This is a genomic window from Streptomyces sp. V4I8 (assembly GCF_041261225.1).
Taxonomy (GTDB): Bacteria; Actinomycetota; Actinomycetes; order Streptomycetales; family Streptomycetaceae; genus Streptomyces.
Window position 1 is genome coordinate 380,367 of sequence record NZ_JBGCCN010000002.1, and the last position, 25,992, is coordinate 406,358.

The 25,992-nt window shown below is 66.6% G+C and carries 28 protein-coding genes and 7 pseudogenes; 19 read left to right on the forward strand and 16 right to left on the reverse strand.

What is annotated here, in order from left to right:
• Positions 1 to 19 precede the first annotated feature (19 nt).
• From ABIE67_RS47870 to ABIE67_RS47880, 3 genes and pseudogenes are all read left to right on the forward strand, one after another.
• Positions 20 to 345, forward strand: a pseudogene (locus ABIE67_RS47870) (transposase); the annotation flags it as partial.
• A 68-nt stretch (positions 346 to 413) separates the two neighbouring features.
• The gene (locus ABIE67_RS47875; RefSeq protein WP_370268019.1) at positions 414 to 734 is read left to right on the forward strand and encodes a helix-turn-helix domain-containing protein; all 321 of its coding nucleotides are present in this window, start codon (positions 414 to 416) and stop codon (positions 732 to 734) included.
• A complete protein-coding gene (locus tag ABIE67_RS47880) occupies positions 731 to 1,663 on the forward strand; it encodes a transposase (RefSeq protein ID WP_370251792.1) in 933 nt (310 codons plus the stop codon). Before ABIE67_RS47875 ends, ABIE67_RS47880 begins: the two co-directional genes overlap by 4 nt.
• A 267-nt stretch (positions 1,664 to 1,930) precedes the next feature.
• On the opposite strand, the pseudogene ABIE67_RS47885 reads toward ABIE67_RS47880, so the two are convergent.
• Positions 1,931 to 2,801, reverse strand: a pseudogene (locus ABIE67_RS47885) (IS6 family transposase).
• Positions 2,802 to 3,056: 255 nt separating this feature from the next.
• Here ABIE67_RS47885 and ABIE67_RS47890 point away from each other — a divergent pair.
• Both ABIE67_RS47890 and ABIE67_RS47895 read left to right on the forward strand, forming a co-directional pair.
• Positions 3,057 to 3,431, forward strand: a pseudogene (locus tag ABIE67_RS47890) (single-stranded DNA-binding protein); the annotation flags it as partial.
• 394 nt (positions 3,432 to 3,825) lie between these two features.
• On the forward strand, positions 3,826 to 4,251 hold the full coding sequence (locus ABIE67_RS47895) for an STAS domain-containing protein (protein WP_370270343.1): 426 nt from the start codon (positions 3,826 to 3,828) through the stop codon (positions 4,249 to 4,251).
• A 283-nt stretch (positions 4,252 to 4,534) separates the two neighbouring features.
• On the opposite strand, the gene ABIE67_RS47900 is transcribed toward ABIE67_RS47895, so the two are convergent.
• Both ABIE67_RS47900 and ABIE67_RS47905 read right to left on the reverse strand, forming a co-directional pair.
• A complete protein-coding gene (locus ABIE67_RS47900) occupies positions 4,535 to 4,771 on the reverse strand; it encodes a chaplin family protein (RefSeq protein ID WP_370270348.1) in 237 nt (78 codons plus the stop codon).
• A 620-nt stretch (positions 4,772 to 5,391) separates the two neighbouring features.
• Entirely contained in the window at positions 5,392 to 6,072 is a 681-nt protein-coding gene (locus ABIE67_RS47905) for a DUF6444 domain-containing protein (protein WP_370270682.1), read from the reverse strand.
• 255 nt (positions 6,073 to 6,327) lie between these two features.
• On the opposite strand from ABIE67_RS47905, the pseudogene ABIE67_RS47910 reads away from it, so the two are divergent.
• From ABIE67_RS47910 to ABIE67_RS47925, 4 genes and pseudogenes are all read left to right on the forward strand, one after another.
• Positions 6,328 to 7,822, forward strand: a pseudogene (locus tag ABIE67_RS47910) (ISAzo13 family transposase); the annotation flags it as partial.
• A gap of 13 nt (positions 7,823 to 7,835) precedes the next feature.
• Positions 7,836 to 8,036 (forward strand): annotated as a pseudogene (locus tag ABIE67_RS47915) (IS6 family transposase); the annotation flags it as partial.
• A gap of 221 nt (positions 8,037 to 8,257) precedes the next feature.
• Positions 8,258 to 8,644, forward strand: a complete 387-nt coding sequence (locus ABIE67_RS47920; RefSeq protein ID WP_370270684.1) for a hypothetical protein — start codon at positions 8,258 to 8,260, stop codon at positions 8,642 to 8,644.
• Positions 8,645 to 8,854: 210 nt separating this feature from the next.
• Positions 8,855 to 8,977: a hypothetical protein gene (locus tag ABIE67_RS47925; RefSeq protein ID WP_370270851.1), complete on the forward strand. Its 123-nt coding sequence runs from the start codon at positions 8,855 to 8,857 to the stop codon at positions 8,975 to 8,977.
• A 77-nt stretch (positions 8,978 to 9,054) separates the two neighbouring features.
• Here the strand turns inward: ABIE67_RS47925 and ABIE67_RS47930 are convergent, their stop codons facing one another.
• The 3 genes and pseudogenes from ABIE67_RS47930 to ABIE67_RS47940 all read right to left on the reverse strand — a co-directional run.
• Positions 9,055 to 9,432, reverse strand: a complete 378-nt coding sequence (locus tag ABIE67_RS47930; RefSeq protein WP_370270686.1) for a toxin Doc — start codon at positions 9,430 to 9,432, stop codon at positions 9,055 to 9,057.
• Positions 9,432 to 9,671, reverse strand: a complete 240-nt coding sequence (locus tag ABIE67_RS47935) for a hypothetical protein (RefSeq protein ID WP_370270690.1) — start codon at positions 9,669 to 9,671, stop codon at positions 9,432 to 9,434. The genes ABIE67_RS47930 and ABIE67_RS47935 overlap by 1 nt, the downstream gene beginning before the upstream one ends.
• A 238-nt stretch (positions 9,672 to 9,909) precedes the next feature.
• Positions 9,910 to 10,439: pseudogene (locus ABIE67_RS47940) on the reverse strand (IS6 family transposase); the annotation flags it as partial.
• 28 nt (positions 10,440 to 10,467) lie between these two features.
• On the opposite strand from ABIE67_RS47940, the gene ABIE67_RS47945 reads away from it, so the two are divergent.
• Positions 10,468 to 10,800, forward strand: a complete 333-nt coding sequence (locus ABIE67_RS47945) for a transposase (RefSeq protein WP_370270691.1) — start codon at positions 10,468 to 10,470, stop codon at positions 10,798 to 10,800.
• Positions 10,797 to 11,615 carry an IS3 family transposase gene (locus ABIE67_RS47950; RefSeq protein ID WP_370270693.1) on the forward strand — a complete coding sequence of 273 codons (819 nt, stop codon included), beginning with the start codon at positions 10,797 to 10,799 and terminating at the stop codon, positions 11,613 to 11,615. Before ABIE67_RS47945 ends, ABIE67_RS47950 begins: the two co-directional genes overlap by 4 nt.
• Here the strand turns inward: ABIE67_RS47950 and ltrA are convergent.
• Complete coding sequence (gene ltrA, locus ABIE67_RS47955) at positions 11,564 to 12,841, reverse strand: group II intron reverse transcriptase/maturase (RefSeq protein ID WP_370251714.1); 1,278 nt, start codon at positions 12,839 to 12,841, stop codon at positions 11,564 to 11,566. The two genes, ABIE67_RS47950 and ltrA, sit on opposite strands and share 52 nt — an antisense overlap.
• A 555-nt stretch (positions 12,842 to 13,396) precedes the next feature.
• On the opposite strand from ltrA, the gene ABIE67_RS47960 reads away from it, so the two are divergent.
• Entirely contained in the window at positions 13,397 to 13,633 is a 237-nt protein-coding gene (locus tag ABIE67_RS47960) for an integrase core domain-containing protein (RefSeq protein WP_370268040.1), read from the forward strand.
• A gap of 292 nt (positions 13,634 to 13,925) precedes the next feature.
• The gene (locus ABIE67_RS47965) at positions 13,926 to 14,090 is read left to right on the forward strand and encodes a hypothetical protein (protein WP_370270026.1); all 165 of its coding nucleotides are present in this window, start codon (positions 13,926 to 13,928) and stop codon (positions 14,088 to 14,090) included.
• Here the strand turns inward: ABIE67_RS47965 and ABIE67_RS47970 are convergent.
• The 3 genes and pseudogenes from ABIE67_RS47970 to ABIE67_RS47980 all read right to left on the reverse strand — a co-directional run.
• Positions 14,083 to 15,072 (reverse strand): ISAs1 family transposase, encoded by a 990-nt coding sequence (locus ABIE67_RS47970; protein ID WP_370270698.1) that lies wholly within the window; start codon positions 15,070 to 15,072, stop codon positions 14,083 to 14,085. The genes ABIE67_RS47965 and ABIE67_RS47970 overlap by 8 nt on opposite strands.
• Positions 15,073 to 15,397: 325 nt before the next feature.
• Positions 15,398 to 16,486 (reverse strand): IS4 family transposase, encoded by a 1,089-nt coding sequence (locus tag ABIE67_RS47975; RefSeq protein ID WP_370270843.1) that lies wholly within the window; start codon positions 16,484 to 16,486, stop codon positions 15,398 to 15,400.
• A 166-nt stretch (positions 16,487 to 16,652) separates the two neighbouring features.
• Positions 16,653 to 16,709 (reverse strand): annotated as a pseudogene (locus tag ABIE67_RS47980) (hypothetical protein); the annotation flags it as partial.
• Positions 16,710 to 16,967: 258 nt separating this feature from the next.
• On the opposite strand from ABIE67_RS47980, the gene ABIE67_RS47985 reads away from it, so the two are divergent.
• Positions 16,968 to 17,594, forward strand: a complete 627-nt coding sequence (locus tag ABIE67_RS47985) for a recombinase family protein (protein WP_370270700.1) — start codon at positions 16,968 to 16,970, stop codon at positions 17,592 to 17,594.
• Between the two features lie 4 nt (positions 17,595 to 17,598).
• Positions 17,599 to 17,922 (forward strand): DUF3024 domain-containing protein, encoded by a 324-nt coding sequence (locus tag ABIE67_RS47990; protein ID WP_370251939.1) that lies wholly within the window; start codon positions 17,599 to 17,601, stop codon positions 17,920 to 17,922.
• 7 nt (positions 17,923 to 17,929) lie between these two features.
• On the opposite strand, the gene ABIE67_RS47995 is transcribed toward ABIE67_RS47990, so the two are convergent.
• Positions 17,930 to 18,400: a single-stranded DNA-binding protein gene (locus ABIE67_RS47995; RefSeq protein ID WP_370251934.1), complete on the reverse strand. Its 471-nt coding sequence runs from the start codon at positions 18,398 to 18,400 to the stop codon at positions 17,930 to 17,932.
• A gap of 80 nt (positions 18,401 to 18,480) precedes the next feature.
• On the opposite strand from ABIE67_RS47995, the gene ABIE67_RS48000 reads away from it, so the two are divergent.
• The 4 genes from ABIE67_RS48000 to ABIE67_RS48015 all read left to right on the forward strand — a co-directional run bounded on the left by ABIE67_RS48000 (position 18,481) and on the right by ABIE67_RS48015 (position 21,454).
• Positions 18,481 to 18,693: a hypothetical protein gene (locus ABIE67_RS48000; RefSeq protein WP_370270702.1), complete on the forward strand. Its 213-nt coding sequence runs from the start codon at positions 18,481 to 18,483 to the stop codon at positions 18,691 to 18,693.
• A 126-nt stretch (positions 18,694 to 18,819) separates the two neighbouring features.
• Positions 18,820 to 20,061 carry a hypothetical protein gene (locus ABIE67_RS48005; protein WP_370270704.1) on the forward strand — a complete coding sequence of 414 codons (1,242 nt, stop codon included), beginning with the start codon at positions 18,820 to 18,822 and terminating at the stop codon, positions 20,059 to 20,061.
• Positions 20,062 to 20,069: 8 nt separating this feature from the next.
• Entirely contained in the window at positions 20,070 to 20,399 is a 330-nt protein-coding gene (locus tag ABIE67_RS48010; protein ID WP_370270706.1) for a calcium-binding protein, read from the forward strand.
• A 119-nt stretch (positions 20,400 to 20,518) separates the two neighbouring features.
• Positions 20,519 to 21,454 carry a Tn3 family transposase gene (locus tag ABIE67_RS48015; RefSeq protein ID WP_370270708.1) on the forward strand — a complete coding sequence of 312 codons (936 nt, stop codon included), beginning with the start codon at positions 20,519 to 20,521 and terminating at the stop codon, positions 21,452 to 21,454.
• Between the two features lie 109 nt (positions 21,455 to 21,563).
• Here ABIE67_RS48015 and ABIE67_RS48020 read toward each other — a convergent pair whose 3' ends face one another.
• The 5 genes from ABIE67_RS48020 to cysC form a co-directional block, all read right to left on the reverse strand.
• Complete coding sequence (locus tag ABIE67_RS48020) at positions 21,564 to 22,463, reverse strand: ABC transporter permease (RefSeq protein ID WP_370270710.1); 900 nt, start codon at positions 22,461 to 22,463, stop codon at positions 21,564 to 21,566.
• Positions 22,453 to 23,223, reverse strand: coding sequence for an ABC transporter ATP-binding protein (locus ABIE67_RS48025; protein ID WP_370270712.1), 771 nt, complete (start codon positions 23,221 to 23,223; stop codon positions 22,453 to 22,455). Before ABIE67_RS48025 ends, ABIE67_RS48020 begins: the two co-directional genes overlap by 11 nt.
• Positions 23,220 to 24,470 carry a sulfate adenylyltransferase subunit 1 gene (locus tag ABIE67_RS48030; protein ID WP_370270714.1) on the reverse strand — a complete coding sequence of 417 codons (1,251 nt, stop codon included), beginning with the start codon at positions 24,468 to 24,470 and terminating at the stop codon, positions 23,220 to 23,222. The genes ABIE67_RS48025 and ABIE67_RS48030 overlap by 4 nt, the downstream gene beginning before the upstream one ends.
• A 1-nt stretch (position 24,471) precedes the next feature.
• Positions 24,472 to 25,374 (reverse strand): sulfate adenylyltransferase subunit CysD, encoded by a 903-nt coding sequence (cysD, locus tag ABIE67_RS48035; RefSeq protein ID WP_370270716.1) that lies wholly within the window; start codon positions 25,372 to 25,374, stop codon positions 24,472 to 24,474.
• Between the two features lie 62 nt (positions 25,375 to 25,436).
• Positions 25,437 to 25,991, reverse strand: coding sequence for an adenylyl-sulfate kinase (gene cysC / locus ABIE67_RS48040; protein WP_370270718.1), 555 nt, complete (start codon positions 25,989 to 25,991; stop codon positions 25,437 to 25,439).
• Position 25,992 lies beyond the last annotated feature (1 nt).

The window sequence follows — 25,992 nt, forward strand, 5'->3', positions numbered from 1 at the left end:
CATTTGAGAGGATCGAGTCATGGCACGTCCTTCCCCCTACCCCGTTGAGCTGCGTAAACGAGCGGTCCGCATGGTCGCCGAGGTATGTCCGGAGTACGACACAGAGTGGGCCGGGATGAAGGCGGTCGCGGCGAAGCTGGGCATCGGGACGACCGAGACGCTGCGCAAGTGGGTCCGTCAGGACCAGATCGACAACGGGGCTCGGCCAGGGAAGACAACGGAGGAATCCGCGCAGATCAAGGCGATGAAGAAGGAGATCGCTGAGCTGAGGCGGGCGAACGAGATCTTGAAGGCCGCGGCGAGTTTCTTCGCGGCCGAGCTCGACCGGCCACACACGCGCTCGTGAGTCTGTCGCGCGTCAGACTTTCTGGCACAGGGGTTTGTTGAGCCCCGTGAGTACGTAGGAGAGCCTGATGTCCCGTCCGCCGCAGTTCCCGGTGGAGCAGAAGATACGGATCGTGTTATCGGTCTTGTCCGGAGAGATGACGGCCGCTGACGCGGCCCGGAAGTACAAGACGTCGCAGACGTCGGTGGCCAAGTGGCGTGATCAGTTCCTGGAGTCCGGCAAGGCCGGTCTGGCCGCGGCCGGGTCCCGGCGGTCCTCGGGCCGGGAGCAGCTGCTCGAGGCGGAGATCGAGGAGCTGAAGACTGCGCTGGGTGAGGCGCATGTCGAGCTGCGGGTGTGGAAGAAGTCCGCCGAGGGGCGTCTGGCCCCTTCGAGGACCTCGAGGTGATCCGCGCTCAGGCGGCGATGCCGACTTCAAGGTTCTGTGAGCTGACCGGCATCCCGCGCCGTACGTACTGCCGCTGGCAGGCCCGCGCCCGCGGCGGCCCGGCGTCGGCCAAGGGCCCGTGGCCTGCCCCGGTCGTGGACGCCGCCGAGCCGCTGGCCGCGAAGTACGCCGCCGACTGGCCCGCCTGGGGCCACCGCAAGATCCACTGGTTGATGCGGGCCGACGGCCACACCCTGTCCGCGTCCTCGGTCGAACGTGCCCTGCGCAGGCGGGACTTGCTCCAGCCGGTCGACTACCAGGGGCAGCGCCGGGAACACGCGAAGGCCCGCAAGGCGGCGTTCGCCGAGCAGCCCACCACGCCGAACGAGGTGTGGCAGCTCGACTTCTCCGAGTACGAGACCCAAGGAGGCGGCATCTGGCGCCTGGCCGGTGTGACGGACTACTTCACCAAGTACGAGCATGGCTGGCACATCAGCCCGTCCTGCACCGGTACCGACGCGATCGAGGCAGTGAAGATCGCGATCGCTGAGGCCGAGCGGCTGGGCGGCGGCCCGCTGGCCGGCCTGCTGCCCGTCAGCGGCGAGACAGGCAAGATCCGAAGGATCAAGCTGGTCACCGATAACGGGGGCGCGTTCAAGGGCGCCGCGTTCGCCCGGTTCATCGCCTCCCAGCCCGAGCTGCTGCACATCCGCACCCGCGCCAAGAGCCCCGGCCAGAACGGAGTCCGCGAGCGGGCCTTCGGCTCGCTGAAGTACGAACACCTCTACCGCCAGGAGATCGAGGACCTCGACCAGCTCGCCCGCGAGGCCGAGCACTACCGGCACGTCTTCAACCACGTCCGCCCCCACGAAGCCCTCGCCGGCCACCGGCCGATCGAGATCTACCGCACCCCGACCCTGCACCCGCAACTTTCAAACCAAGATCAGTGAGCCACAAACTTGACGCGGGACATGACAGCTGCCGCTTGACTTCTTCAGATCCCGAGATGTCTATCGGGACACGTCCCCTGCCCGGCGGCAGCAGATACCGTTCCGAGCGGGTGGCCGACAGATCAACGCCAAGGCACACGGCCAGTCAAGTTGCGGGTCAGACCACCGCCCGGAGCGGCACCCGAACATCCTCACAGTCAAGTTGCTGTTGTGGCAGGCGAGTTGGGGCGTGCTGGAGTGCCGAGTGGTGCGTGGTGGCGCTGGGGTTCAGCCGGTGGTGGCCAGGAGGGTGGTGCCGGTGATCTGGTGCCAGACGGTGTGGCGGTTGGTCATCTCGGTGCGGTAGCCGGGGGCGGTCATCCGGTGGCGGCGGGGGCGGAAGTGCGGTGAGCTCCGGGAGAAGGAGGCGAGGAATCTCTGGGAGGTGCCCACGCTGCGGAAGCCCTTCATGCGGTGTTCGCGTTCCCGTGTGGGGAGGGCCCGTCAAGAAATAACTTGCGTGTTTCTGCTCTTGACGCTGCAGCTCAGGAGCGGTGCTCGTCGACACTTTGTTTCTTGACGGGCCCGGATATGAGAGTTTTCCGCCCGGTTGTTCAGGTATTTCGAGCTACGGTGCTCCACCGAGGGCATCGTCTCGCGGTGCGCGGTGCGCGGCGCCGTAGCTGCGGAGCTTGTCCGTCACGATCACGCGCGGCACGGCCTCGGTACCCTTGAGGAGCCTGCGGAAGAACCGCCTGGCCGCGACGGCGTCCCGCTTGCCGGTCAGGAGAATGTCCAGGACGTTGCCGTCCTGGTCGACTGCCCGCCAGAGATAGCGCATGCGCCCGTTGACCTTGATAAACACCTCGTCCAGGTGCCACCGGTCGCCGGGGCGGGGCTGCCGCCGGCGCAGCCGGCGCGCGTACTCCGGGCCGAACCGGTCGCACCACAGACGGATGGCCTCATACGACACCTGGATGCCGCGCTCGAACAGGAGCTCCTCCACGTCGCGGCAGGAGAGAGGGAAACGGTGGTACAGCCAGACCGCGTGCGCGATCACCTCCGGCGGGAACCGGAACCCCCGGTACGACGGTACGGTCTCCACGAGCAGGCCCTCCCCACGACGATCCACACCAAGATCATCACATCCCCCCCTCAACTTGATTGTCAACGCCACCTCAATCGTCCGGACGATGACAGACTTCTCCTGCAACGGGACTCCCACGCTTGATCGACTCGCTTCGCAACAAGTTGATCTATCAGGAGTCCCGTTGCCTCGTTCTCCCAGGCCCCTTGACAAGCGCATCAAGATCCAAACGCAACGGTGTTGCGGACGATGGCGATACCGGTTCGCCGGATCCCGCCGCAGCCCGGCCGGTAGGGTGGGCGGAGGACCACGTGAGTAGGGGCGGACATGGCGGGCGAGACGCTGGTGACGGTGGCGGGCAACCTGACTGCGGATCCGGAACTGCGGTACACCGCCTCCGGCTTGCCCGTCACCTCCTTCACGGTCGCGTCCACTCCCCGCGTGTTCGACCGCGACCGCAGCGAATTCGTGGACGGTGAGCCGCTGTTCCTGCGCTGCTCGCTGTGGCGCCAGGCCGGCGAAAACGCCGCACAGTCACTCACCCGCGGCATGCGGATCATCGTCACCGGAAAGCTACGGCAGAGTACCTTCGACGACAAGGAAGGCCAGCGCCGCACCACCCTCGAGATCGACGCCGAGGACGTCGCCGTCTCCCTGACATATGCGACCGCCAAGATCACCAAGACCTACCGCCCCGGCGGCACCACCCCCGCTCCCCGCCCGGCCACCGCAGACACAGGCCCAGCCCAGGCAACGGCCCCCACCGAGACCCACCCCTTCTGATCACGGCCCCGCGATCCGCGCGGACGATGACCCAACCGCACCGGCGGCTGCGGAACAACCGCATCATCTGGTGGGGAGTAACGGGGGGAAGACGCTGTGGCTGCCGCGTCCGGCTGGCTCTGCCCGGCGCGGGGACAGAAAAGCCCCTGGTGAGGCCACCCCTCCCGGAGGGTAGGTTTTCCACAGGACGGTGACGGCGGCCCGCTGGTGCGTACCCATGGCGCCGTGGATGATCCGCGAAGCGAGGGGTGGTCCCTGTGCACGGCCCCACCGCCCCACCGCCCCACCGCCCCTGACTGTAGAGGTGGTCGACGTGTCGTACGTGGTCCTCGTGCGGGTCCACGGCAAGCTGGACGTGAGCACCGCACCCCAACTGGCCAGAGCCCGCCGCCCGCTGGAATCACGCCCCTGCGAACTCGACCTGGCCCAGCTCGCTTTCATGGACTCCACCGGCCTCGCACTGCTGCTGACCCACCAGCGCCGCGCAGGCAGGCACGGCGGAAGCCTGCGCGTCGTGCCCCGTCCCCCGCCGTCATACGCGTCCGCGACCTCACCGGAACCACCACCGTCCTGCTCACCCACCCCGACCCTCCACACCCCTGACAGCGCACCGGCACCGGACACCACCGCCGACCCGGCCTGCAGACTGCGCCCTCTACCGGCTGACAGTCCAGCACCACAAGACCGGCCCGCTACACCCGTGCGGCGCTCGACGTCCCCGACGACGCGCCTGCCCTGATCGCCATCGAGGTCGCTGTCGGCCGGACCGCCCCCCGGCGGCCCGGCCGACAGATCCCACCGAAGGCGACCGCAAGCCGCCACGGGTTCATGAGCTGGCCCAGGTGCGGTGGCGAAGGACCGGAGCCTGCCGGTAGTTGACCGAAGCATCGTCTACGCTGGACACAGCCGTCCTGGTGGTCATCCCCCGTACCACCGGGACGGCCCTCGCGTCCGGCCAGCTCTGCGCCGCGACATGCCCGAGCACTCGCCCACCAGGCCAAACACTTGTCAGAGGCACGTAGCTAGCGGTTGACGCAGACGTTGCCGACCGCGGGGTTGAGAAGCCCGATGACGCTGACGGTGTTGCCACACACGTTGACAGGCACATGTACGGGCACCTGAACCACGTTGCCCCTCAGCACTCCGGGAGAGCCCCAAGCAGCGCCCTGAGCACCGGCATGGGCAGATGCGCCGCCCGCACATCCGAGCACTGCGGCAGCAGCGAGAGCGGTCGCAGCCAGAGTGATACGCACACGCATCGTGTTCTCCTTCACTGAGAGGGGGCAAGTCGCCCGATAGCTCTCCCAGCAGACGGCGGGAAAACACTGATACAGACACAGCGAGGAGAAACCACACGTTCAGTTAGAAGTGCCTTCATTTCAGACATGACACCCGTCACGATGTGGCGGCGGGTGAACCCCGAAGAGATCAGGCGCGGCCGGGTTCAGCTTCCCGCCCTGTCGGCGGCACTCGTCTCGTGTCGACGACCAGGCTGCAGGACCACCTGGCACTCAGATCGTCCCGCTGGACTTGCGGAACCACGCACCAGAAAGCTTCTTCCAGCTCCTGGGCCACCCTCCGCACGTGAGCCTTGGTCAAGCAGGACACCCGGACGGTGACGCCCCGGGGCGGTCCTGGGGCAAGTCCCGGGAGGTCACCGCTGGCAGCAGGACCGGACACGCTGACGAAGAACCGCCAGTGCGTGTCTTCAAGCCCAAACTGCTGCTCTAATGCCGACACGAGCCGGTGATGACTGGCCAGGCAGGCGTGCACGGCCCGGGCGACGGCAAAACTCCCAGAGAGGACGTCGATCCGAGCGGTACCAGGCGCCGCCATGTGGGGGACATTCATGCCCGCTATGGTGCGCTGTGACGGTCGGCTACCGCCCTGCCGCCGGCACAGACCACCCGAACAGGGCACCCGCCGGACTCTCAGCGCCCCGCCCGTAGAAGGGCGCGACGGACGCGTCGAAGAGGTCTGCCAGGGCGGTGGCGGTGCGGTCCTTGGACAGGAACTGGCCGTGCATCAGGTAGACGCCGGCGGCCGCGAGACGGGGACCGTACTGCACCGGGGCCCGCACGCCCTCGGGACCGGAGGCCTTCTCGCTCCGCCCGCACGCGCACCGGCAGGTCAGGACCTGATGCTCGGTGACCTCCAGGCCGATACGTTCGGGCAGGTCGAAGACCTGACGCCGCTCGATACCGGCCACGACGGCCCCGGCCAGGTCCGCACCGCAGCCGGCGCAAGGGCCGTGGGGCCGGTGCTCGACCCGGTGGTCGGGGTCCGCGACCTGCCGCAGCGTGATGCCCTTCTGGCCTTTCGGGCGGCCCGGCCCCCGCCCGGACTTCCCACGCAGAGACTTCGGAGCCGGTTTCGCCAGTCCGTCCGAAGACGGCGGCCTGGAAGAGTTCGCCGAGTTCTTCCCCAGCCGGGCCGTCAGGTCCACGACCTGACCCTCCAGTACCACGATCCGTTCCCGCGCCGCGGCGAGTTCCTCACGCAACTGCACCACCAGAACAGCGAGTTCCTCATAAGAAGGCGGCACAGCAGCATCAGACACGAGACAGATGATCACCGATCCAACTGACAAGATTCAACTCATCCCGCCAGGAGCACCTATCCAGTTACGCGACGTCTTGTACTTCCGGGCCGCGTCAGCGGCCGTCATCTCTCCGGACAAGACCGATAACACGATCCGTATCTTCTGCTCCACCGGGAACTGCGGCGGACGGGACATCAGGCTCTCCTACGTACTCACGGGGCTCAACAAACCCCTGTGCCAGAAAGTCTGACGCGCGACAACGCGGGACACCACCCTGGTCGGCAGTGGCGCCCCGTCGGCGATCCGGTCAAGGTCGACGACCACAGCTTCTTCTCGGTCGGTCCGGACACCGAGGTGGCGATCCCCTATGGCGTGTACGACATCACCGCTAACACCGGCTGGGTGAACGTGGGGGTGGACCACGACACCTCCGCCTTTGCGGTGGCCTCGATCTGCCGCTGGTGGCAGGCCCGAGGCTGCGGCGACTACCCGGAGGCGAGCCGACTGCTGATCGCAGCGGACGCGGGCGGCTCCAACGGCTACCGGTTCCGGCTGTGGAAGTCCGAACTGGCGACTCTGGCCGCCGAGACGGGCCTGGCAATCACTGTCTGCCACTTTCCCCCCGGAACAAGCCGCTGGAACAAGATCGAGCACCGGTTGTTCTCCCACATCACCATGAACTGGCGAGGCAGGCCCTTGACCAGTCACGAAGTGGTAGTCAACACCATCGCGGCGACCCGGACCCGGAACGGACTGCGGGTCGAGGCCGAGCTCGACACCAGCGCCTACCCGACCGGCATATCGGTCAGCGACACCCGCATGAACTCCCTGCCGATCACGGCCCACCCCGACCGGGGAAACTGGAACTACACGATCCACCCCACCGCCGCCCCCCCTCGCCGACCCGGTGACACCGCCGATCGGGGACGTCCAGCGCTCACGCAACCTCGCACTCCTCGCCGACCCGGCGCTGACCGGCATGACCTGCCAGGCACTGGCCCAGCTGGTCGAAGACCTCGCTCCCGCCCAAGCCGCCCAAACCGCGCAACGCTACTGGCAGCAGCGCGGCGGCCCCCGCCGCAGAGCCCCCGGGGCCGGCGTCAAGCCCCTGTTCACCGACACCGACCGCGTCGTGATCACCCTGGTCTACCAGCGACAGACCTGCTCGCTCGGAGTCCTGTCCGAACTCCTGGCGGTGGACCGGGCCACGATCGGCAAGATCGTCACCAGTACCCGCCTCCTCCTGCAGGAACGCGGCATCACCGTAGCCTCCACCACCACCCGGTTCGCCGACGCCGCCGCACTGACGGACTTCATTACGCCCGGCTCGAGCCGGGCCCGCACAAGGATCCCCCACCTGCTGTCCGACCCGTCGCTGACCGGCATGAGCCGCCAGGACCTCATCGAACTGACCGAGCGCATCGCCCCGCTGCAAGCCGCCCGCGTCGAACAGCGACGCCACCGACGGCGCGGGGGCGACCGCCTGCCCGGAACCCGCGGCGGCGTGTTCCGCCAGAAGATCACCGATGCCGAACGCGTCCTGGCGACCATCCTCTACCAGCGGGGCCTGTGCACCCGACAGGTACTCCCCGACGCATTCGAAGTCAGCGAGAGCACCATCGGCAACTCCCTCAACGATATCCGGCCCCTCCTGGACCGAGTCGGATACACCCCGACCACCGCGACACAACGGTTCACCGACTCACACGCACTGCTCGCCTCCGTCCTGCCGTCCACCCCACCGGACACGCCCACCTCAACAGGTTGAAGTTTTACAGGTTCAACCGGTCCGGCAGCGAGAGCGTGCCATGCGTCGCTTCCGCTCCGCAGGCGGAGCCCAGAGGTTCCTGTCTGCCTTCAGTGGCATCTCACCGCACTTCCGCCCCCGACGTCACCTCCTGCCCGCCGCCGAGTACCGGGCCGAGATGACCGAACGCTTCACCACATGGCGGCAGGTCACCGGCCGCCCCGCGAACGTCTGACACCGGCCGGCGAACAGACGAACCACGCCCTGACGCACCCTCACACCAGTCACCCCCAACAACGTGACAGTGCCAGGCGAAGCGCCGTCTGCTTGGACGAGCCGGCACGGACGACGGCTGATGCCTGGGACACGAGGTGACTCCTGCTCAATTCGCCGGTCGCGAGCCGGGCTGGTCGATGTATGTGGTCCACGCCTCGTGCTCGGAGGTGGTGAGAATCGGTGGCGGGACGATGGGGCGCGCCCGAAGCACTGGTCACAGGCGTGTACGTCCGGCTCGGCGCCGGTGGCGTCAGTGCCGCGGCCCGGCAAGGCGGTACCGCAGATGGGCAGGTTCGCCGGAACGGACGGGTCCAGCCGCAGATGCAGGTCGTGGCCGTGGAGGACCGGACGGACCGCGACGGGCTCCGGTTCGGAGGCGGGGCCGAAATGCTCCGCAAGGAACCGCACGACAAGGGCGTGAGCTGCCCGGGCCCGCTCGTCCAGGGTTCGCGTGTCCGCCAGCGGCAGCTCGACGACCCGCAGGGGTTCCCGCATCTCTGCGGTCAGGCGGTCGACGAGGACCCGCCCCTCGGCGAGGAACTGCGGGGCGTCGCAACGCGCGCTTGAGGTGGCGTCGCCGCACGCCCGCGGGGGGATCTCACCGCTCTTCCGCCCACGCCGCCACCTCATCACAGCGAGTGACTACCGCACCGAGATGACCGAACGATTCCACATCTGGAAAACCATCACCGGTATGGCAACGACCGGCTGACCGGAACGTCCCCTCGGGCCAGCCACCACCTCGGCACACCCCAACTCGCCAGTCACACCAGCAACTTGACGACACCCGCCCGCGACCTCGACTACAACCCCGCCCTGAGCCAGCTCGGCAACCGCCTCGTCGGCATCCTCCACGGCTGCCTCAAGACCCGCACCCACTACGACGAAGCCACCGCCTGAGCCCACCACGCCCAACCCGAACCTGCATCCCCTTGACACGAAACACGACGAGATGTCTGACAAACCCCTGCCCAGTGTCAGATCCGCCAGGAACGCAGCACCTCGGCGACGGCATAGATACGCAAGCGCCCATCCCGAACCTTCCGCACAAGATCGGACAGGGCACCGTAGGGCGGATCGATCCCCTCGCCGGACTGGTTCATGTACTGAGCAGTCACAAAAGCCGCAAAAAGACTATTCCGATGCGGAAGCGGCTCAAGATTCACGATGGTGTGCAAGAGCGCAGCAGCGCGCCACGCAGTATCTGGATCGGATGCTTCAAGCGTCGGCATCTTGGTCTTGTGCCGCGCAACGGCCGCCACCAGCGCCGAGTAGTCGGACACTGTCATGTCCTCGTGACCGAGGGCTGCCTCCTGGACGTCGAGCAGCCAGGCGACATCGATGTACAGAACCATCAGGCGGCCGCAGCCCCGTCGACACGCTGAGAGGGAGGAATCTCTTCGGGGAAAGCCTCGTCGAACTCGGCGCGGAGCCTGTCGGCCCAGGCGGCAGCGCCGGCGACGAACCGCTTGCGGTGCATCTCACGCACGCCGAGATCATGCAGGTACTGCTTTAGACTCTTGCCCTCAGCAGCAGCAGCGGCACGGACGCCGTCCATTTCATCGTCGGAGAAGGACACGTTCAGTGATGGCATACCTCGATGGTACCTAGTTGGTGCCCGGTGCGCCAGGCCGACTGGATTGAGCCACTGACCTTCCCCTCGTACCGTGGAGTTGTGACCATAGGGGTAGTTGAGGGTCATGGCGGAGAAGCGACGGAAGTACGATGCCGAGTTCCGTGAGGGTGCGGTGCGGATGGTGTCGTCAAGTTGCTGGTGTGACTGGCGAGTTGGGGTGTGCCGAGGTGGTGGCTGGCCCGAGGGGACGTTCCGGTCAGCCGGTCGTTGCCATACCGGTGATGGTTTTCCAGATGTGGAATCGTTCGGTCATCTCGGTGCGGTAGTCACTCGCTGTGATGAGGTGCGGCGTGGGCGGAAGAGCGGTGAGATCCGGGAGAACGTGGCGAGGAATCTCTGGGCCGCCCCCGTCGAGCGGAAGTTCTTCATGGCTTTCTCGCGCTGCCTCGTTGGCTGGTGGCTGTTCTCGGCGCGGTTGTTCAAGTACTTCGAACTGCGGTGCTCCACGGAGGGCATCACCTGGCGGTGGGCCGCCCCGTAACTGCGTAGCTTGTCGGTCACGATCACACGGGGCACGTACTCAAGGTCCTTGAGGAGCTTGCGGAAGAACCGCTTGGCTGCAACCGCATCGCGCTTGTTGGTCACGAGGATGTCGAGGACGTTGCCGTCCTGGTCGACGGCTCGCCACAGGTACCTCATCTGTCCGTTGACCTTGATGAACACCTCGTCCATGTGCCATTTGTCGCCCGGGCGCGCCTGCCGGCGGCGCAGCTGCCGGGCGTAGGCGGGTGAGGCGCCCCGAAGTTTCCGGACAGTGGTCCCACTAAGGTGGGGTCTGTTCGGAAAGGGAAGTTGGTTGTCGCAGAAACGTAGGAAGTTCACTCCTGAGTATCGGGAAGAGGCCGTGAAGATGGTGATCGAGACGTCGCGTCCGGTTGCCCAGGTCGCCCGGGAACTCGGACTTGTCGAAGGCACGCTCGGGAATTGGGTCAACGCCTACCGCCGTGAGAACGTGGGAGAGGAGCCGCCCCTGACGGTGGATGAACGGGCACGGCTCCGCGAGCAGGAACGCGAACTGAGGGAACTGCGGCAGAAGGTCGCTTTCCTGGAAAAAGTCGCAGCGTACTTTGCCAAGGATCCTCGGTGAGCGACAAGTTCGAGTTCATCGATGCCGAGTACGCGACATCCACCACGAACACCGAAGAGATACCGCCGGTCGCGAAGATGTGTGACTGGCTGGAAGTGTCCCGCTCCGGATTCTACGAATGGCGGAGCCGGCCGGTTTCGGCGACCGCCCGGCGACGGGAGGAACTGAAATTACTGATCACCAAGTCTTTCGAGGATTCTGACGGCACGTACGGCTACCGGCGCGTCCACGCCGACCTCACTGCCTGGGGCGTGGCCTGCGGGCCCGAACTCGTGCGTGACCTCATGCGGGAGCTGGACCTCCAGGCCTGCCAGCCACGGCCGTGGCGCCACAGCCTCACCGAGAACGACGGCCGGGCCGGCCCGATCCCCGACCTCGTGAACCGCGACTTCACCGCCGACGCGCCCGGCCGGAAAATGGTCGGTGACATCACTTACATTCCGGCCTGGGAGGGCTGGCTATTCCTCGCCACTGTCATCGAATGCCACACCAAAGCCGTGACAGGCTGGGCGATGGACGACAACTACAAGACTCCGCTCATCGAGGCCGCCATCGAAATGGCGGCGCGCAATCATCCGCTCTCCGAGGACGCCATATTCCACTCGGACCGCGGCAGTAATTACACCTCGGAGCAATTCGCCAAGACGCTGGACAGATTGAGCATCCGGCAATCAGTCGGACGGACCGGTATCTGTTACGAGGTGAGTCGGCGGCGGGAATCTCACCCACCGCCGCTCTCAGAACCGTGCGTGAACCTCGCGACTCACACGGCTCCCATTGTTGAACCAGTAGGCAACGCGCCATGCTTCCAATGAGCGAACATGCCCGGGAACGCTGAGGCGATCTCAGCCAGCCTTCTCCGGGCCTTCCTTGAGGCACGACGATACCGTTTGTACTTCCTCCGGGCCCATTTCACCAGGAACGGATTGATCTGCTGCTCCAGGAACCTGATCAATCTGGACTTGTAGAAGCGCCCATAGTAATTGATCCATCCCGCCACGACGGGGTTGATCATCGCGGCGATCTCCCGAAAGCTCAGCTCGGTACAGCGCCCCAGTCGCCAACTCCGGACAGTCCTCGCCATGGACTTCATGGCTGTTTTGCTCACTGCGGGAAGGAAGCCGGTCTTCAGCCTCCCATCCCGCAAGCGAGCTGCCCGAGGACGGAAGGTGTACCCCAGAAACGTGAACTCTGTGACCGGGAACTCCCGTTCACGACCTTCCTGTTTGCAGTACACCACCTTGGTTTTCTCCGGATGGAGATGTAATCCGAACTGCAGCAACCTGCGCTCGATGATGTTGCGGACGAAGTTCGCCTGCTTCTCACTGGCACAGTGCACTACAGCATCGTCGCCGTACCGCTCGAACCTGATCGCCGGATACTCCCGAGCCAACCACGCGTCAAACGCGTAGTGCATGAACAGATTCGACAACAACGGTGAAATAGAAGACCCTTGAGGAGTCCCCTTTTCCCGAATGGCGAGCGTTCCGTCGGGCTGTTGCACGGGGGCGACAAGCCATCGCTTCACATACAACAGAACCCACGAGAGCTTGGTATGCCTTTCCACTGCCGCGATGATGGGGGCGTGCGGCACGTTGTCGAAGAACCCCTGGATGTCGAGATCGATCACCCAAGGATGCCTCCAGCACCGCTGCTTGCACGTCTCCACCGCCTCCAGCGCGGACCTCCCCGGGCGATAGCCATACGAGTCCTGATGGAAGACCAGCTCCGCGTCAGGCTCCAATGTCATGGCCACTACCGTCTGAGCGATCCTGTCGGCCACGGTCGGAACCCCAAGGATCCGAGTCCCAGCGCCGGCTTTGGGAATATCAACCGCTCTCACGGGTGGGGGGAAATAGCTTCCCGAGGACAGCCGATTCCACAGCTTGTACAGGTTGTTCTTCTCATCCTGCTCAAACTCCGCTAACGACTGCCCATCCACCCCAGCCGCTCCCCTGTTGGCCTTGACCTTCAGGTAAGCGTTCCAGACTAGCCGCTTCGGAATATCAAACGGCTTGCCAGCTGGTCTCGTCTCGACCATCCGATTCCTCCCATCACTGGTTGATCGCCGATCGACACCCAACAACACGCCCCCTTCGCTCCGCCTCTATTACGGAGGTTTCATCACTACTACGGGACGTTCCGCCCTCCCGACGCGCGACCGGTACTCCGGCCCTCATGGCTCTTTACCACTTGCGCCTCTCCCTCTCGCGAGCCACGTCAACCCGTGGATCGCAGTTTCGCGTCAAGGAGTTCTCCAGTTCCGTTGTGAAGCCCCGGACTGAGCTCGCGCCACCTTCATGCCGGACACCGCCAGACCAGTAGACAGGTTCCCGTCTGACTTATCCCAGGACAGCATTGAGGCCCTGGTTTTGATGTCGTCCACGCTTTACGACACGTCATCAGTGGTTCACTTGCGTTCGCCTTCTCAGCCCCCACCTGCCGCATTCAGTACGGCTTTTCCATGACGCTCACCACCACGGCTCATTCACCGCAGCAGCTCATGGTGGTTTGACACCTGCACCTGCATGCCGATGCCGAAGGACCTACCTTCATCTCCACAACAGCATGGCGACCGTTCGTTTCCGTCTTCTACATCAGAAGCTCACAATCACCTTCTGGACACACCAATGCCCTTGCGGAATCGTTCTTCGCAACCCTGAAAAACGAACGGGTCCATCGGACCGTTTACCCCACCCGCGAGCACGCCCACCGTGACATTGCCCGCTACATAGAGGTCCGCTACAATACGAAACGCCGCCACTCAGGACTTGGGTACCGGACCCCACGAGAGGTCCACAACGAGTACCTGAATCAGCAGCTCGCCGCATAAATCAGCCAATAGGCAGCTGGCCGGAAAACGCAGGGCCCCTCAGGCCAGGGTATTGCGATGCCTTCGGGTCGTTAATCGATTCATCATGGGATCCGTTTCAGGGTAGTTGTTTGAAGTGGATCAGATCGGTCCATCCGCTCCACCTATCACTCCCCGGAATACCGGAAGACCGCTCCGAACGCTCGTCTGACAGGCCATTGCAGTGCACTCTGCATAATGCAGGTCTCCCGGACCGGCTTCGGCTGTCCACCAGTTCGGATCACATACTCGTCACGAGCCCGACCTGGACGGCATGCTGGTGATCGCGCATCCCGAGAAGCAGGACGCAGCGGCGACCTGGAAGAAGGCCTTCAACCACCATCCGCTGATGGGGTTCGTCGATCACGGCCGGTGCGGGTCCGGGGAGCCCAGGGTGATTGCAAAGTTCGTTGACTGTGCGTTGGCGCAGGTCAGTTGAGGCTGAGGAGGGTCAGGGGCCGTTCGTAGGGGCGGAGGGCTGTGGTGCGGAGTGCGGCGGCGATGTTGGTGTGGCCGGCGGTGCGGAGCTGGTTGATGGCGAAGCTGCGGAGGGTGGCCATGTTCTCCGGGCTGTGCCCGGTGCGGATCTTGGAGGCGTCCTCGCGGAAGGCGGTGTCGCGGACGAAGTGGAGCCGGTTTTCGATCATCCAGTGTGCCCTCAAGATCTTCGCGATGCGTTCCGGGGATGCCTGGCGGCTGGTCAGGTCGGTGATGACGTAGACGGTCTCACGGCTCTGCTTGCCGGTCTTGGTGTCGGTGCGGTGGCGTACGACCCTGGCGACCTGGGCGGCGTGCGGGAAGTCGACGCCGAGGTCGGTGACGGTCAGGGCCTGCACGACCCGGGTCTCCTTGCGGCCGTGGCCGGTGGTGCGGTCGTAGAACTTCGCCGTCGCCTCCTGCCAGGGCAGGGCGCGCAGCTGTTCGTAGAGGTTCTTCTGGTTCCGCTTCACTGTGAAGACGTAGTGCGCCTTCTTCACCTCGACGAGGAAGCAGGCGTGGCCGCGCTGGGTGTGCAGTGCGTCGCCGGTCACGGTGACTCCTTGCAGGTCATTGGGGTTAAGGAGGGCGGCGAAGCAGGTGATTTCGTTCGTCTTCTCAGGGACCCTGAGCTGGGTGACGGTCATGCCGGTACCGGTCATCGCGGCCAGCAGATGGGCGGCCGGGGTGGCGCCGAGGCGCGAGCCGCGGGCGCTCTTGCCGTCGACGGCGAGGGTGTCGGTGCCGGCCGGGTCGTGGCCCAGGAGATCGGCCAGGCCGCCGGGGCAGGTGTCCTTGATGACCCGGCGGATCGTCGCGCCGCTGGGCGGGATGGGCACGGCCAGGGCGGTTACGGTGCGGGCACCGAGCCGGGCCAGAACGTCCTGCGGGGCGTCGGTGGCCCACTCATCGATCGCCACGAAGCTCCTCGCCCCGCTCACCACAGCGGAGCAGCAGCACTGCCACGAAGGGGTGACGCTTCCCGCGCCGACACCGCGGATCGGCCAGCGTGGCCAGCCGCTCGGCCAGCGGACCCGTCGCACAGTGCTGACGGGTGGGAGACTTGACCAGACAGACGGTGGCAGACTGACGGCACATCGAAGCTCCGTTGGGCGCAGGCGACTTGGCAAGGTCACCTCCACAACGGAGCTTCGTTGCGTCCGGTCGCACACCCGACCAGCATCGTCACACCGCCGTGACCTGCACACTCGCGAAATCACCGCGACTTTGCAATCCAATGCCGCGAAGTTTGGGGTCCGGCCGGTGTTGTCAAGGGTGCGTGCTGGCGGGGTTTCTGAGGCTGATCGTGTAGGTGGCACGTCGTGCTGTCCGGCTCTCACGCAGGGACTTGATCTGTTTGTAGGAGAAGGGTGAGATGGGTCGTTTCACGGCGCGTGGGCTGACTCTGTCCGCTCTACGTGGTGGCAGAACTTCGCTGGTCAAAGCGTGATGCAGCGGTCCGTCCGGGCCAGGAGACGGGTTGTGCTGATCGGCTGCGATGATGCTGTGCCGTGCCGCGCGTACGGCGACGGTCATGGAGATCCGGTCCGGGTCGAGATCGATGCGACGAGCGCTGTGGTGCATGACTCGACGCAGTACCTGGTAGATGATCAGGTAGGCGTAGATCTCCTGCTCGACACCGTCCGGGCTCTGCGAGCGCAGGACGCGGTCTGCGGTGCGCAAGGTCACCTTGAGTCCGAAGTATGCGATTTCCACTTCCCAGCGCTGGTGATACAGGGCGGCCAGGAGGTCGGCCGGGTAGCGTCGGTGGTCGGTGAGTGTGGTCAGCAGCCGGTAGTGCTCGGTGCGGCTGGCTCCGTCGCTGGTAGCGACGGTGACGTGGAACTCGATGACACGGACCTGGTGTCCGTCGGCGTAGCGGTAGCCGCTCTTGTTTCGGCGCGGCAGGTAGGAGAGGTACGAGCCGTCCGGCAGTGCGGTCCGGCACGGCAGGATCCGCACGCCTTTGGCTCGCCACAGCAGGTCCGCGCCGGGGTCCTTGGCCTGGCCCCACAGCTCATACCCGTCGAAATTTCGGTCGGCGAGCAGCAGCATGCCTGGGCAGAGGCTGCTCAGGAGCTGCTGGGCGAGGGCCTTCTCCGCGGTGGCGTAGGCGCCGAGTGCTGCGTCGAGGATTGCGCGCGTGCCGCACTCCACCAGGGCGACCAGCCGCACCAGTGGATATCCTGAGCGGCCGCGTCGCGCGTGCAGGTAACCGAACCCGGCCGCGTTCGCCGGGGTGTCGGCCACCTCGAGTTGCATCCCGTCCCATGCGACCAGGCGCAGCCCGCGCCAGAAGGAACCGATCGTCGCCGTGGTGGCCACCGGACCCGCTGTCCGCCCGAACAGTTCCGCCATCGGAGCCACCCCCAGCCGTCGCCTGGCCTGCGACAACGCGGAGGTGGAAGGCATCCGGCCGGCGAGAGGGCCCAGCCCCTTCACGAGTGAGGCCCACACCCCCTGGGTAGCCCTCGGTACTGAACAAGGCCATGGCCAGGATGAAGTACACGACCACCCGTGCCGGCAGCAGACGCACCCGCCGCTCGCGGCGTCCGGTCACGTCCAGGACGTCGTCGACCATACGCGGCGGGATCTTCCCGGTCAGCTCACCTAAATGTCCGGGAGCGTACACATCCAGGCGTGCAGAACTGACAGAGTAGGCCTTCAACAGGGCTCCTGGTGCCGAGAGTTGTCTTGGTCGACTACCTCTCGTAGCAGGAGCCCTGCCTGCCTACACCGACTTCACCGAAGCCCTTGACAACACCGGCCGGACCCCAAACTTCGCGGCATTGCGTTGCAATCGCCCTGGGTGAGCGGGGGCTATCCGTACGCTTCAAGCATGAACGAAGCCATCGGGTACGCGAGATGCAGTCTGGACGAGCAGGACCTCACCGCCCAGCGCGGCATCCTTCTGGGGCTCGGGGTGACCGGGGAGCGCATCTATCTCGATCACGGTCTCACCGGAACCAATCGGGAGCGCCCCGGGCTCAACCAGGCCCTCGCCGCGGTTCGGGCCGGGGACACCCTGGTCGTCCCGAAGCTGGACCGGCTCGCCCGCTCGGTGCCCGATGCCCGTGACATCGGCGACCGGCTCACCGGCCGCGGGGTGAAGCTGTCGCTGGGCGGCCCGCTGTACGACCCGGGCGACCCGATGGGAAAGATGTTCTTCAACATCCTGGCCACCTTCGCCGAGTTCGAGGTGGATCTTCTGCGGATGAGGACCCGCGAGGGCATGGCCATCGCCCGGGCCAAGGGGAAGCTGCGGGGCAAGCAGCCCAAACTCTCAGCCCGGCAGCAGGCCCACCTCGTCGAGCAGCACAGGGGTGGCGAGCACACCATTGCCGACCTCGCCGAGATCTTCTCGGTGTCCCGGGCGACGGTGTACCGGGTCCTGGAACGCGCCCAGAACGCGGACCGGCAGGAAGCCGGCGGGAACACCTGCGCTGGCGTCGGGTACGTAGGGTAGGGGTGTGAAGATCTCCGAGACGGACCGGGCCCGGCTGAAGAAATGGGCCGGGCAGCAGGTTCCCGAACACGCACGAGCCGAGGTCGCTGTGGGCTACGTGGTGCGCGGCAGCACTGCCGTGATCACCGAGGAGCGGGCTCCATGGGACGGTGTCGGTGAATGGACCTCTCGCCGCGTCGCCCGGCTGCGGTCTACCGATGCGGGCTGGCTGGTGGACGGGGCGGACCGCAACGGCCGCTGGTACCCCTGCGATCACCTGCCGGCTGTTCCGTCACTGGATCAGGCTCTGGCCGTGCTGGACGATCCCCGCAACGCCTTCTGGGGCTGAGACCGGCTCAGAACGGGTAGGTCTCGGCGGGCGCCGTGGGCTGGGCCTGCTGAGCCGGCCCGGGAGACTGGCTGTGCGCGGGTGCCGCTGCACTCTGGGAAACCGCGCCGGGGCGGTAGGTCTTGGTGACGGTCGCCGTCGCGTAGGTCAAAGACGCCGCGATCTCCTCGGCATCGATCTCGACGGCGGTACGGCGCTGGCCTTCCTTGTCGTCGAAGGTGCGCTGCCTGAGCCGCCCGGTCACGATGACCCGCATGCCCTTGGTGAGGGACTGGGCGGCGTTCTCCGCGGCCGCCCGCCACAGTGAGCACCGCAGGAACAGCGGCTCGCCGTCGGTGAATTCGCTGCGGTCGCGGTCGTACACCCGTGGGGTGGAGGCGACGGTGAAACCGGCGACAGGGACGCCAGCCGCGGTGAACCGCAGCTCCGGGTCGGCCGTCAGGTTGCCGACCACTGTCACCAGCGTCTCGCCCGCCATGCCCGCCACCCCTTTTGCGTCTGCTGCCGAAGTACGACCACCGTACCGGGCCCGGGCTCTCGGCTGGCACGATGGCCGGCATGACGGATGAGGACAACTCGCTGGAGGCGGCGACCGCGGCACTGGCCGCCGCGCAGGAAGCACTGCACGTGGCCCGCCGGAATCTGAGCGCGGCGATCGTGGCCGTGTACCGGCAGGGAGAGCCGGTCGCGCGGATCGCTGAACGCACAGGCAAGAACGTCATCGAGATCCGCAACCTTCTGGCCGCCACCGGAGCAGCACACCGCGGGTGATGGCGCGAGAACCCGCTGCCGCTGCCCCGGCATGTGCCCAGCCTGTGCGATGTTCGGAATCGGCAGTCGCTGCGCCGGTAGAGTGACGGCGCGATATGCCCGCTTCGAACCAGGACCCAGGTGGCCATGCTCCAGGTGCCTCATGACGATGACGATGACACGGCCGACGGCACTGCGGCGGCCGAGGCCTTGTCGATGCCGGTCACGGAACTGGTGGCTCGTAGCGGGGAGCTGAAGGGCGAGCTGGTGGAGTTCGCCCAGCATCCCCGTTTCGGTAGGCAGCTGACCGCACGTTTGCGGGCCGCGGGCAGCAGAGGTCTGCTGGACGAGGGCATCGCCGTCCGCACCATCGATCATTTCGCCCTGCAGCACCGGCTCCACGACGGCACCACAGTCGTGGAACGTTTCGTCGCCCAGCGGCGGCCGCCCCTGACGGCCGACGAGCGCGCGATGCTGCTGGGCTGGCGCGACGTCGTCGAGGGGCTGTTCGAGGTCCACCGGGACGACGACGGTGCCGGCACCGTCGTACTCCACAACCTCATCGACGACCTGCACTACCCCGTCCGCTCCAACATGGGATCCGAAGCACTGGCTGTCCTGGAACAGGGGATGTTCACCTACGGCCGTATCGTGCCCGTCCATCCCGCCACCGGTCACTGGCTGGTCAGCGGCTACCTCTCTCCCTACCCCCAGTCCTCGGGCCCTGATGTCGCACGGGCCGCCCTGCGGATGGCGACCGCCGACCCGGGTCTGCTGCACCGCAACAGGGATCTGTCCCGGCGGGCCTGGCAGATGCAGGCCGAAGACCGCGCCGCCTTCATCGACCTGTTCGGGTCCGACCTCGTGATCCTGCCGCCGGCCACCGCCCAGGAACAGCTGACCGAGCACCACCGGCGCCGCCTGGAGGAAGCAACGGCATCAGCCGAAACTGACGGCAGGCCCACCACGGACAGCGCTCCTGGCGCCGAGGAGATGGGCCGACTGCCCGAGGACTACATGGAGGCCGACAGCGTCGGACTGGTCTACGACGAGATCGAAGGCCTCAACTACTACCTCGACTTCGGCCGCCTGGACGCCCTCTTCGCCGACCCCGCCCTGGCCCGCGACCACACCTCCATCACCCAGCTCCGCAACTACCTGAGCGACGACACTGTCTCGCCACTTCCTCTGCGCCGCCTGGTCCAGCGCCATCCCGATGGCGCGGACGCGGTTTTCCGCGTACTCCTGCGCAAGCCCGGCTTCTCCTGGCCACGCGACGGCGAAGATCTGCTGCGCAGCCGCAAGAAGTCCTTCTTCCAGCAGGAGACGGCCCCCAGCTTCTCCGTCGTCGGAGAGCGCCTCGCCGAACTCCTGCGCATCCCGAATTGAGGACACCGGTGCACGAGCTCAGCGACAGGCAGCTGCAGGATCTGATCGAGGAAGCCACCGTGGACGCCTACGACGAGGACGAGCAGCTCACCGGCTTCTACACGATGCTCGTCGACCATCTGGCGATCCCGTTCGAGACGACCGTGCTCGGAACGAGCGTCACCGTCGACTCCGTCGACCTCACGCCAGGCAGCCGGATCATCGCCTGGTGCACCCGCGGCCCACACCGCCAGGCCATCGCCATCCTCGACGGGTCGCCGTGCAGCTGCTTCCTGTCCGCCTGGCGGGCCGCTGGCCGTGGTGCCCGCAACGGGCTGCGGGAGGCCTTCGACTCGTGACACGAGGCGAGCCCCGTCCGGGAGTTGGGCGGGGCTCGCTCGGCGTGGTGTCCTGGTGCAGCGTCCGGGGCCGGTAACAGCGGTCCCGGACGCGTCAGTGCGGGAGGATCGGCCGGTCAATGTGGCGGTGCTCGACCTCCACGCCGATCCCGGCGGCGCGCAGATACGCGGCCATCTCCACCTACGCCCACGTCTCCGACCAGCACTCCACCTTCGGCATCAAGGTCATCGTGGCCACGCACCGTGAGGCGCACTACGTGCTGGACGAGATCCTGGGCAATGCCACCGATCTGCCGATCACCGAGCACTCCACGGACACGCATGGTGTGACCTTGGTCAACTTCGGTCTGTTCGACCTGGTGGGCAAGCAGCTCTCGCCGCCTATCCGCGACCTGGGCAAGATCACTCTGTACCGGATGGGGGCGAAGGTCGACTACGAGGAGCGCTTCCCCACGGCGGGGCCGCTGCTGATGAAGAAGGCCAACCTGGATCTCGTGGAGGCCCATTGGGACGATCTGCTGCGGCTGGCGGGGTCGCTGAAGTACGGGCACGCCACCGCGTCCCTGATCGTCGGCAAGCTGTCCGCCTCCTCCCGGCAGAACGCCCTCGCGGCGGCGCTGAAGGAGTTGTACGGGGCCATTCGCAGAACGATCTACGCGGCCAAGTATCTGTCCGATCCGTCGTACCGCCGCAAGATCGCCCGACAGCTGAACAAGGGCGAGTCCATCCACGCCCTGCGCCGCCAGCTCCACTACGCCCGCGAGGGCAAGGTCACCCGTCGGCAGCCCGAGCAGCAGAACGAGCAGGCGTGGTGTCTGACGGTGGTGACGAACGCGGTGATCTGCTGGCACACCGAGTACATGGGCCTGGCGGTCGATGAACTGCGCAAGGCTGGCCGCGAGGTGGATGCCGAGGTCCTGGCGCGTATCTCCCCGGCTCGCGGCTCAGCCGTGAACTACTACGGTTCCATCACCGTCGACTACGAACGCGAGCTCTCCCAGCTCGACGATCAAGGACACCGGGGCCGCTGCGGTTGTCCAACTCTGGAGATCTGATCTGAGCGAGGGCACCGCCTCGTGGATAGGTGACACACCGTCCGGGCCAGGCGGGTAGGCCAGCCAAAGTCTCGCTGGGACCGGGGGAGGCGGAAACGTCAGGGCGGGCCTATCGGGAGTATTGCGCGCCGAGTCCTCGTTTGTGGAGGATGCGGCGTTCGGCCGGGGCGAAGATCAATACCTCGGTCAGTACGCCGACGGCCAGGGTGACGGTGACGGCGGCGATGACAAGGGTGAGGTTGTTGTCCTGCCTGCCGGTGTTGAGGATGCGTCCGATGCCGGGCAGGGGCGTTGCGGTGATGAGTTCGGCTGTCATGAGGGCACGCCAGCCGAAGGTCCAGCCCTGGCGCAGGGCGGCGATGAGTCCGGGGAGGGCTGCGGGGAGGAGGACGCGGCGCACGGCGCGCAGGCCGGTGGCTCCCATAGTGGTGCCCGCTCGGCGGAGCAGGGGTGGGATCTGGTCAAGTGCGCTGACCAGCCCCATGGCCGTGGAGGGGACGGCGCCGAGGAGGACGACGGTGTAGACGGCTGTTTCCGACTCGCCGAGCATGATGACGGCGGGTGGTACGAGTGCGGATGCGGGCAGTGACTGCAGCGCCGACAGGACAGGGGCGAGGGCGGTGCGTGGGGATGTGTAGCGGTGGATGATCAGGCCCAGAGCCGAGCCGATGACTGCGGAGGCGGTGAAGCCGGCGGCACACCGCTGAAGGCTGTGGCCGAGGGCGGGCAGCAGGATGCCGTGCTGCCACAGGGTGAGCAGTTCGCTGGCGACGGCCCTGGGTGAGACGAGGCCGGACGGCGTGCGCAGAGTGTAGGCGAGTTGCCAGAGGGCAAGGGCCGACGTCAGGGCGATAAGGGGTGCGGCTGTTCTCTTTACAGTCCGGCGTTGGCTGCGTGAGGGTTCGGTCTGGAGGGCGTCCAGGCCGGAGGCCAGCGCCAGCGCGTGGCCGTCGGCTCCCGGCCTCTGGGCGGGTGATGCGGCCGGGTGGGGTGTGAGGTCAGCTGACATGGCGGCGGATCTCCTTGCGCAGGTGCTCGGTAATCTCGCCCGCCAGGTCGGCGACGTCACGGTCCTCGATGCGCCGTGGACGGGGGATATCGACGGGCCACTCGTGCGTGACCCGGCCGGGGCGGCTGGAGAACAGCAGGACGCGATCTCCCAGCCGGACCGCTTCGCGGACGTTGTGGGTGACGAACGCCACGCTCACCGGGGTGTGGGCCCGCACGTCGTCCAGCACCTCGTGCAGCATGTCGCGGGTGATGGCATCCAGAGCCGCGAAGGGTTCGTCCATCAGCAGGATGCGGCTGTCCTGGGCGAGTGCGCGCGCCAGGGCGACGCGTTGACGCATCCCGCCCGACAGCTCGTGGATGCGTTTGCCGTGCGCACCATCAAGCCGCACCATCCGCAGCAGCCGCCTGGCCTCCACGGTGCGGTGCCGACGCGGCATGCCGCGCAGTTCCAGCGCCAGTTCAATGTTCTGGCCAGCCGTCAGCCAGGGGAACAGGGCGTGGTCCTGGAACATCAGGGCGGGCCGTGCCGATCCTGCCCACACCGTTCCCGAGGTGGGCTTGTCCAGTCCGGCCATCAGACTGAGGAGGGTGGATTTGCCGCAGCCCGAGGCTCCGATCAGGCAGATGAACTCTCCCTCGGCGAGCGCCAGGTCGATACGGTCGAGGACCAGCGTGTCCGCGAACCGTTTCGTGGTGCCGGTCAGGCGCAGGATGGGCGCAGCGGGTGCCGGCGCCGCGGAAGCGGGGAAGCCGTTCATGCCGGTGGCCGGGCCATGCCGGCGGTCAGGGTCGCGCCATCGGCCGGGTCAATCAGGAGGAAGGAGCCGGTGCGCCGGTTGTTGGCGTAGGGGTCAACCGCGATCGGCTGGGCCGTGCGCAGCGTCACGCTTGCCAGGTCGTTGGCGCCCAGCTGGGCTGTGTTGTGCAGGTCTGCCACGAGGGCTAGAACGGTACGGGTGGTGTGCTTGAGCAGCACCCGGTCACCGGGCCGCAGCGGTTTGTCCGCGAGATGGCAGACGTCGGCGGTGAACTCCTGGGCCAGGGGCGGTGGCGAGCTTGCTGACACGATCAGGTCACCACGCGCGACGTCGATGTCGTCGGCCAGCCGCAGGGACAGTGACTGGGGGGTGTGCGCGGTGGTGACGTGGTGGCCCAGGACATCGAGCGAAGTGATCGTGGTTGTTCGCCCGGAGGGCATCACGGTGACCGCATCCTCGACGCACAGACGGCCGGAGACCAGCTGCCCGGCGTAGTGGCGGATGCCTGCGTGGCGGATGACGTACTGCACCGGGAAACGCGGTGGAGCGGCAGCCGTCTCATGGGTGACCGGCACGGTCTCCAGGTGTTCAAGGAGCGTGGGGCCGTGGTACCAGTTCATGGCTGCTGAGGGGGTCACGACGTTGTCGCCGAGGAGTGCGCAGACGGGGATGGCGGTGATCTCGGGGAGGCCGAGCCCTGCCGCGTACGCGGTGAACTCGGCAGCGACTTCCTTAAACCGGGGGTGATCGTAGTCGGCGAGGTCCATCTTGTTGACGGCGAGGACGAGGTGCGGCACGCGCAGCAGGGCCGCGATAGCGGCGTGACGTCGGGTCTGGTCGACGATCCCGCTCTGCGCGTCGGCGAGGATCACCGCGAGGTCGGCGGTGGAGGCGCCGGTGACCATGTTGCGGGTGTACTGCACATGGCCGGGCGTGTCCGCCAGGATGAAGCGGCGCCGGGGGGTGGCGAAGTAGCGGTAGGCGACATCGATGGTGATGCCCTGCTCGCGCTCGGCTCGCAGGCCGTCGGTGAGCAGAGCCAGGTCGGGGACACTCCACCCGCGGTTGCGTGAGGCCAGTTCGACGGCATCGAGCTGGTCGGAGAGGACCGACTTCGAGTCGTGCAGCAGGCGGCCGACCAGGGTGGACTTCCCGTCATCCACCGAGCCGGCCGTGGCGAATCGGAGCGTGTCCACCTCGGCGGAGGCGACGGTGGCCGCGGGAGCGGTGTCGCTGGCATTGAGCATCTTAGAAGTACCCTTCCCGCTTGCGGTCTTCCATGGCGGCCTCTGACAGCCTGTCGTCGCCCCGGGTTGCTCCGCGCTCGGTGAGCCGCGAGGCCGTGATCTCGGCGATCACAGCCTCCACCGACGTAGCTGCGGAGTCGACGGCCCCGGTGCACGACATGTCACCGACCGTGCGGTAGCGCACACGGCGCTTCTCAACCACCTCACCAGCCCTCGGACCGCCCCAGTCGCCCGGGGCCAGCCACATGCCATCCCGCCGGAAAACCTCACGCTCATGGGCGAAATAAATGGACGGCAGTTCGATCTGCTCTCGGGCGATGTACTGCCACACATCCAGTTCCGTCCAGTTCGACAGCGGGAACACCCGGACATGCTCCATCGGGAGGTGACGGCCGTTGTAGAGCTGCCACAGCTCGGGGCGCTGCCGGCGCGGCTCCCACTGCGAGAACTGGTCCCTCAGGGAGAACACCCGCTCCTTCGCGCGGGCCTTCTCCTCATCCCGCCGCCCGCCGCCAAGCACGGCGTCGAAACGCTGGAGACGGATCGCCTCGGTCAGCGGGACGCTCTGCAGCGGGTTGCGTGTGCCGTCGGGACGTTCCCGCAGCACACCGCCGTCAATGAACTCCTGCACACTCGCTACATGAAGACGCAGACCGTGGCGCGCTACCACGCCGTCGCGGTACTCGATCACCTCGGGAAAGTTGTGCCCGGTGTCCACGTGAAGCAGCGGGAAAGGCAGGGCAGCTGGCGCGAACGCCTTCAGCCCCAGATGCAGCATGACCATGGAATCCTTGCCGCCCGAGAAGAGGACGACCGGCCGCTCGAACTCGCCAGCCACCTCCCGCATGATGTACACGGCCTCAGACTCCAGCACGTCCAGATGCGACAGGCCGGAAACGCTCATCACAACCCCTCTCCCTGGGGCCCATGGGACGGGAACGAACCGAATAGGACCGAATAGGCTGGTTACGCAAGCCCCCTGGCAGCCAGCAGGGCATGAACAGCATCCGCAGACTCCCGCGGCGTCTGCGCCTCGGTACGCACCGTCAGATCCGGCGCGGACGGCGGCTCATACGGATCGTCCACACCCGTCAAACCCGTCATCAGCCCAGCGGCCTGCCGCGCATACAGCCCCTTCACATCCCGCAGCGCACACACCGCCACCGGGGCCGCAACGTACACCTCGACATACGCGGTGCCACTGTCCAAGTGACGCTTGCGCACCGCCTCCCGGCTGTCCGCATACGGCGCGATGACCGGAACAACAGCCAGCACACCATTACGGGCCAGCACCTCCGCCACCAGCCCCACCCGCCGCACATGACAGTCACGGTCCGGGCGGCTGAAACCCAGCCCCGCCGACAAAACCCCGCGCAGCTCATCGCCGTCCAGTACCTCAACCCGGCGGCCCTCACCCCGCAAACGTTCCGCAAGCAGGTACGCGATCGTCGTCTTGCCGGCACTCGGCAGACCGGTCAGCCAGACCGTGGCCCCCCGCCCCGCCACCCCCGAAGCCCCCATG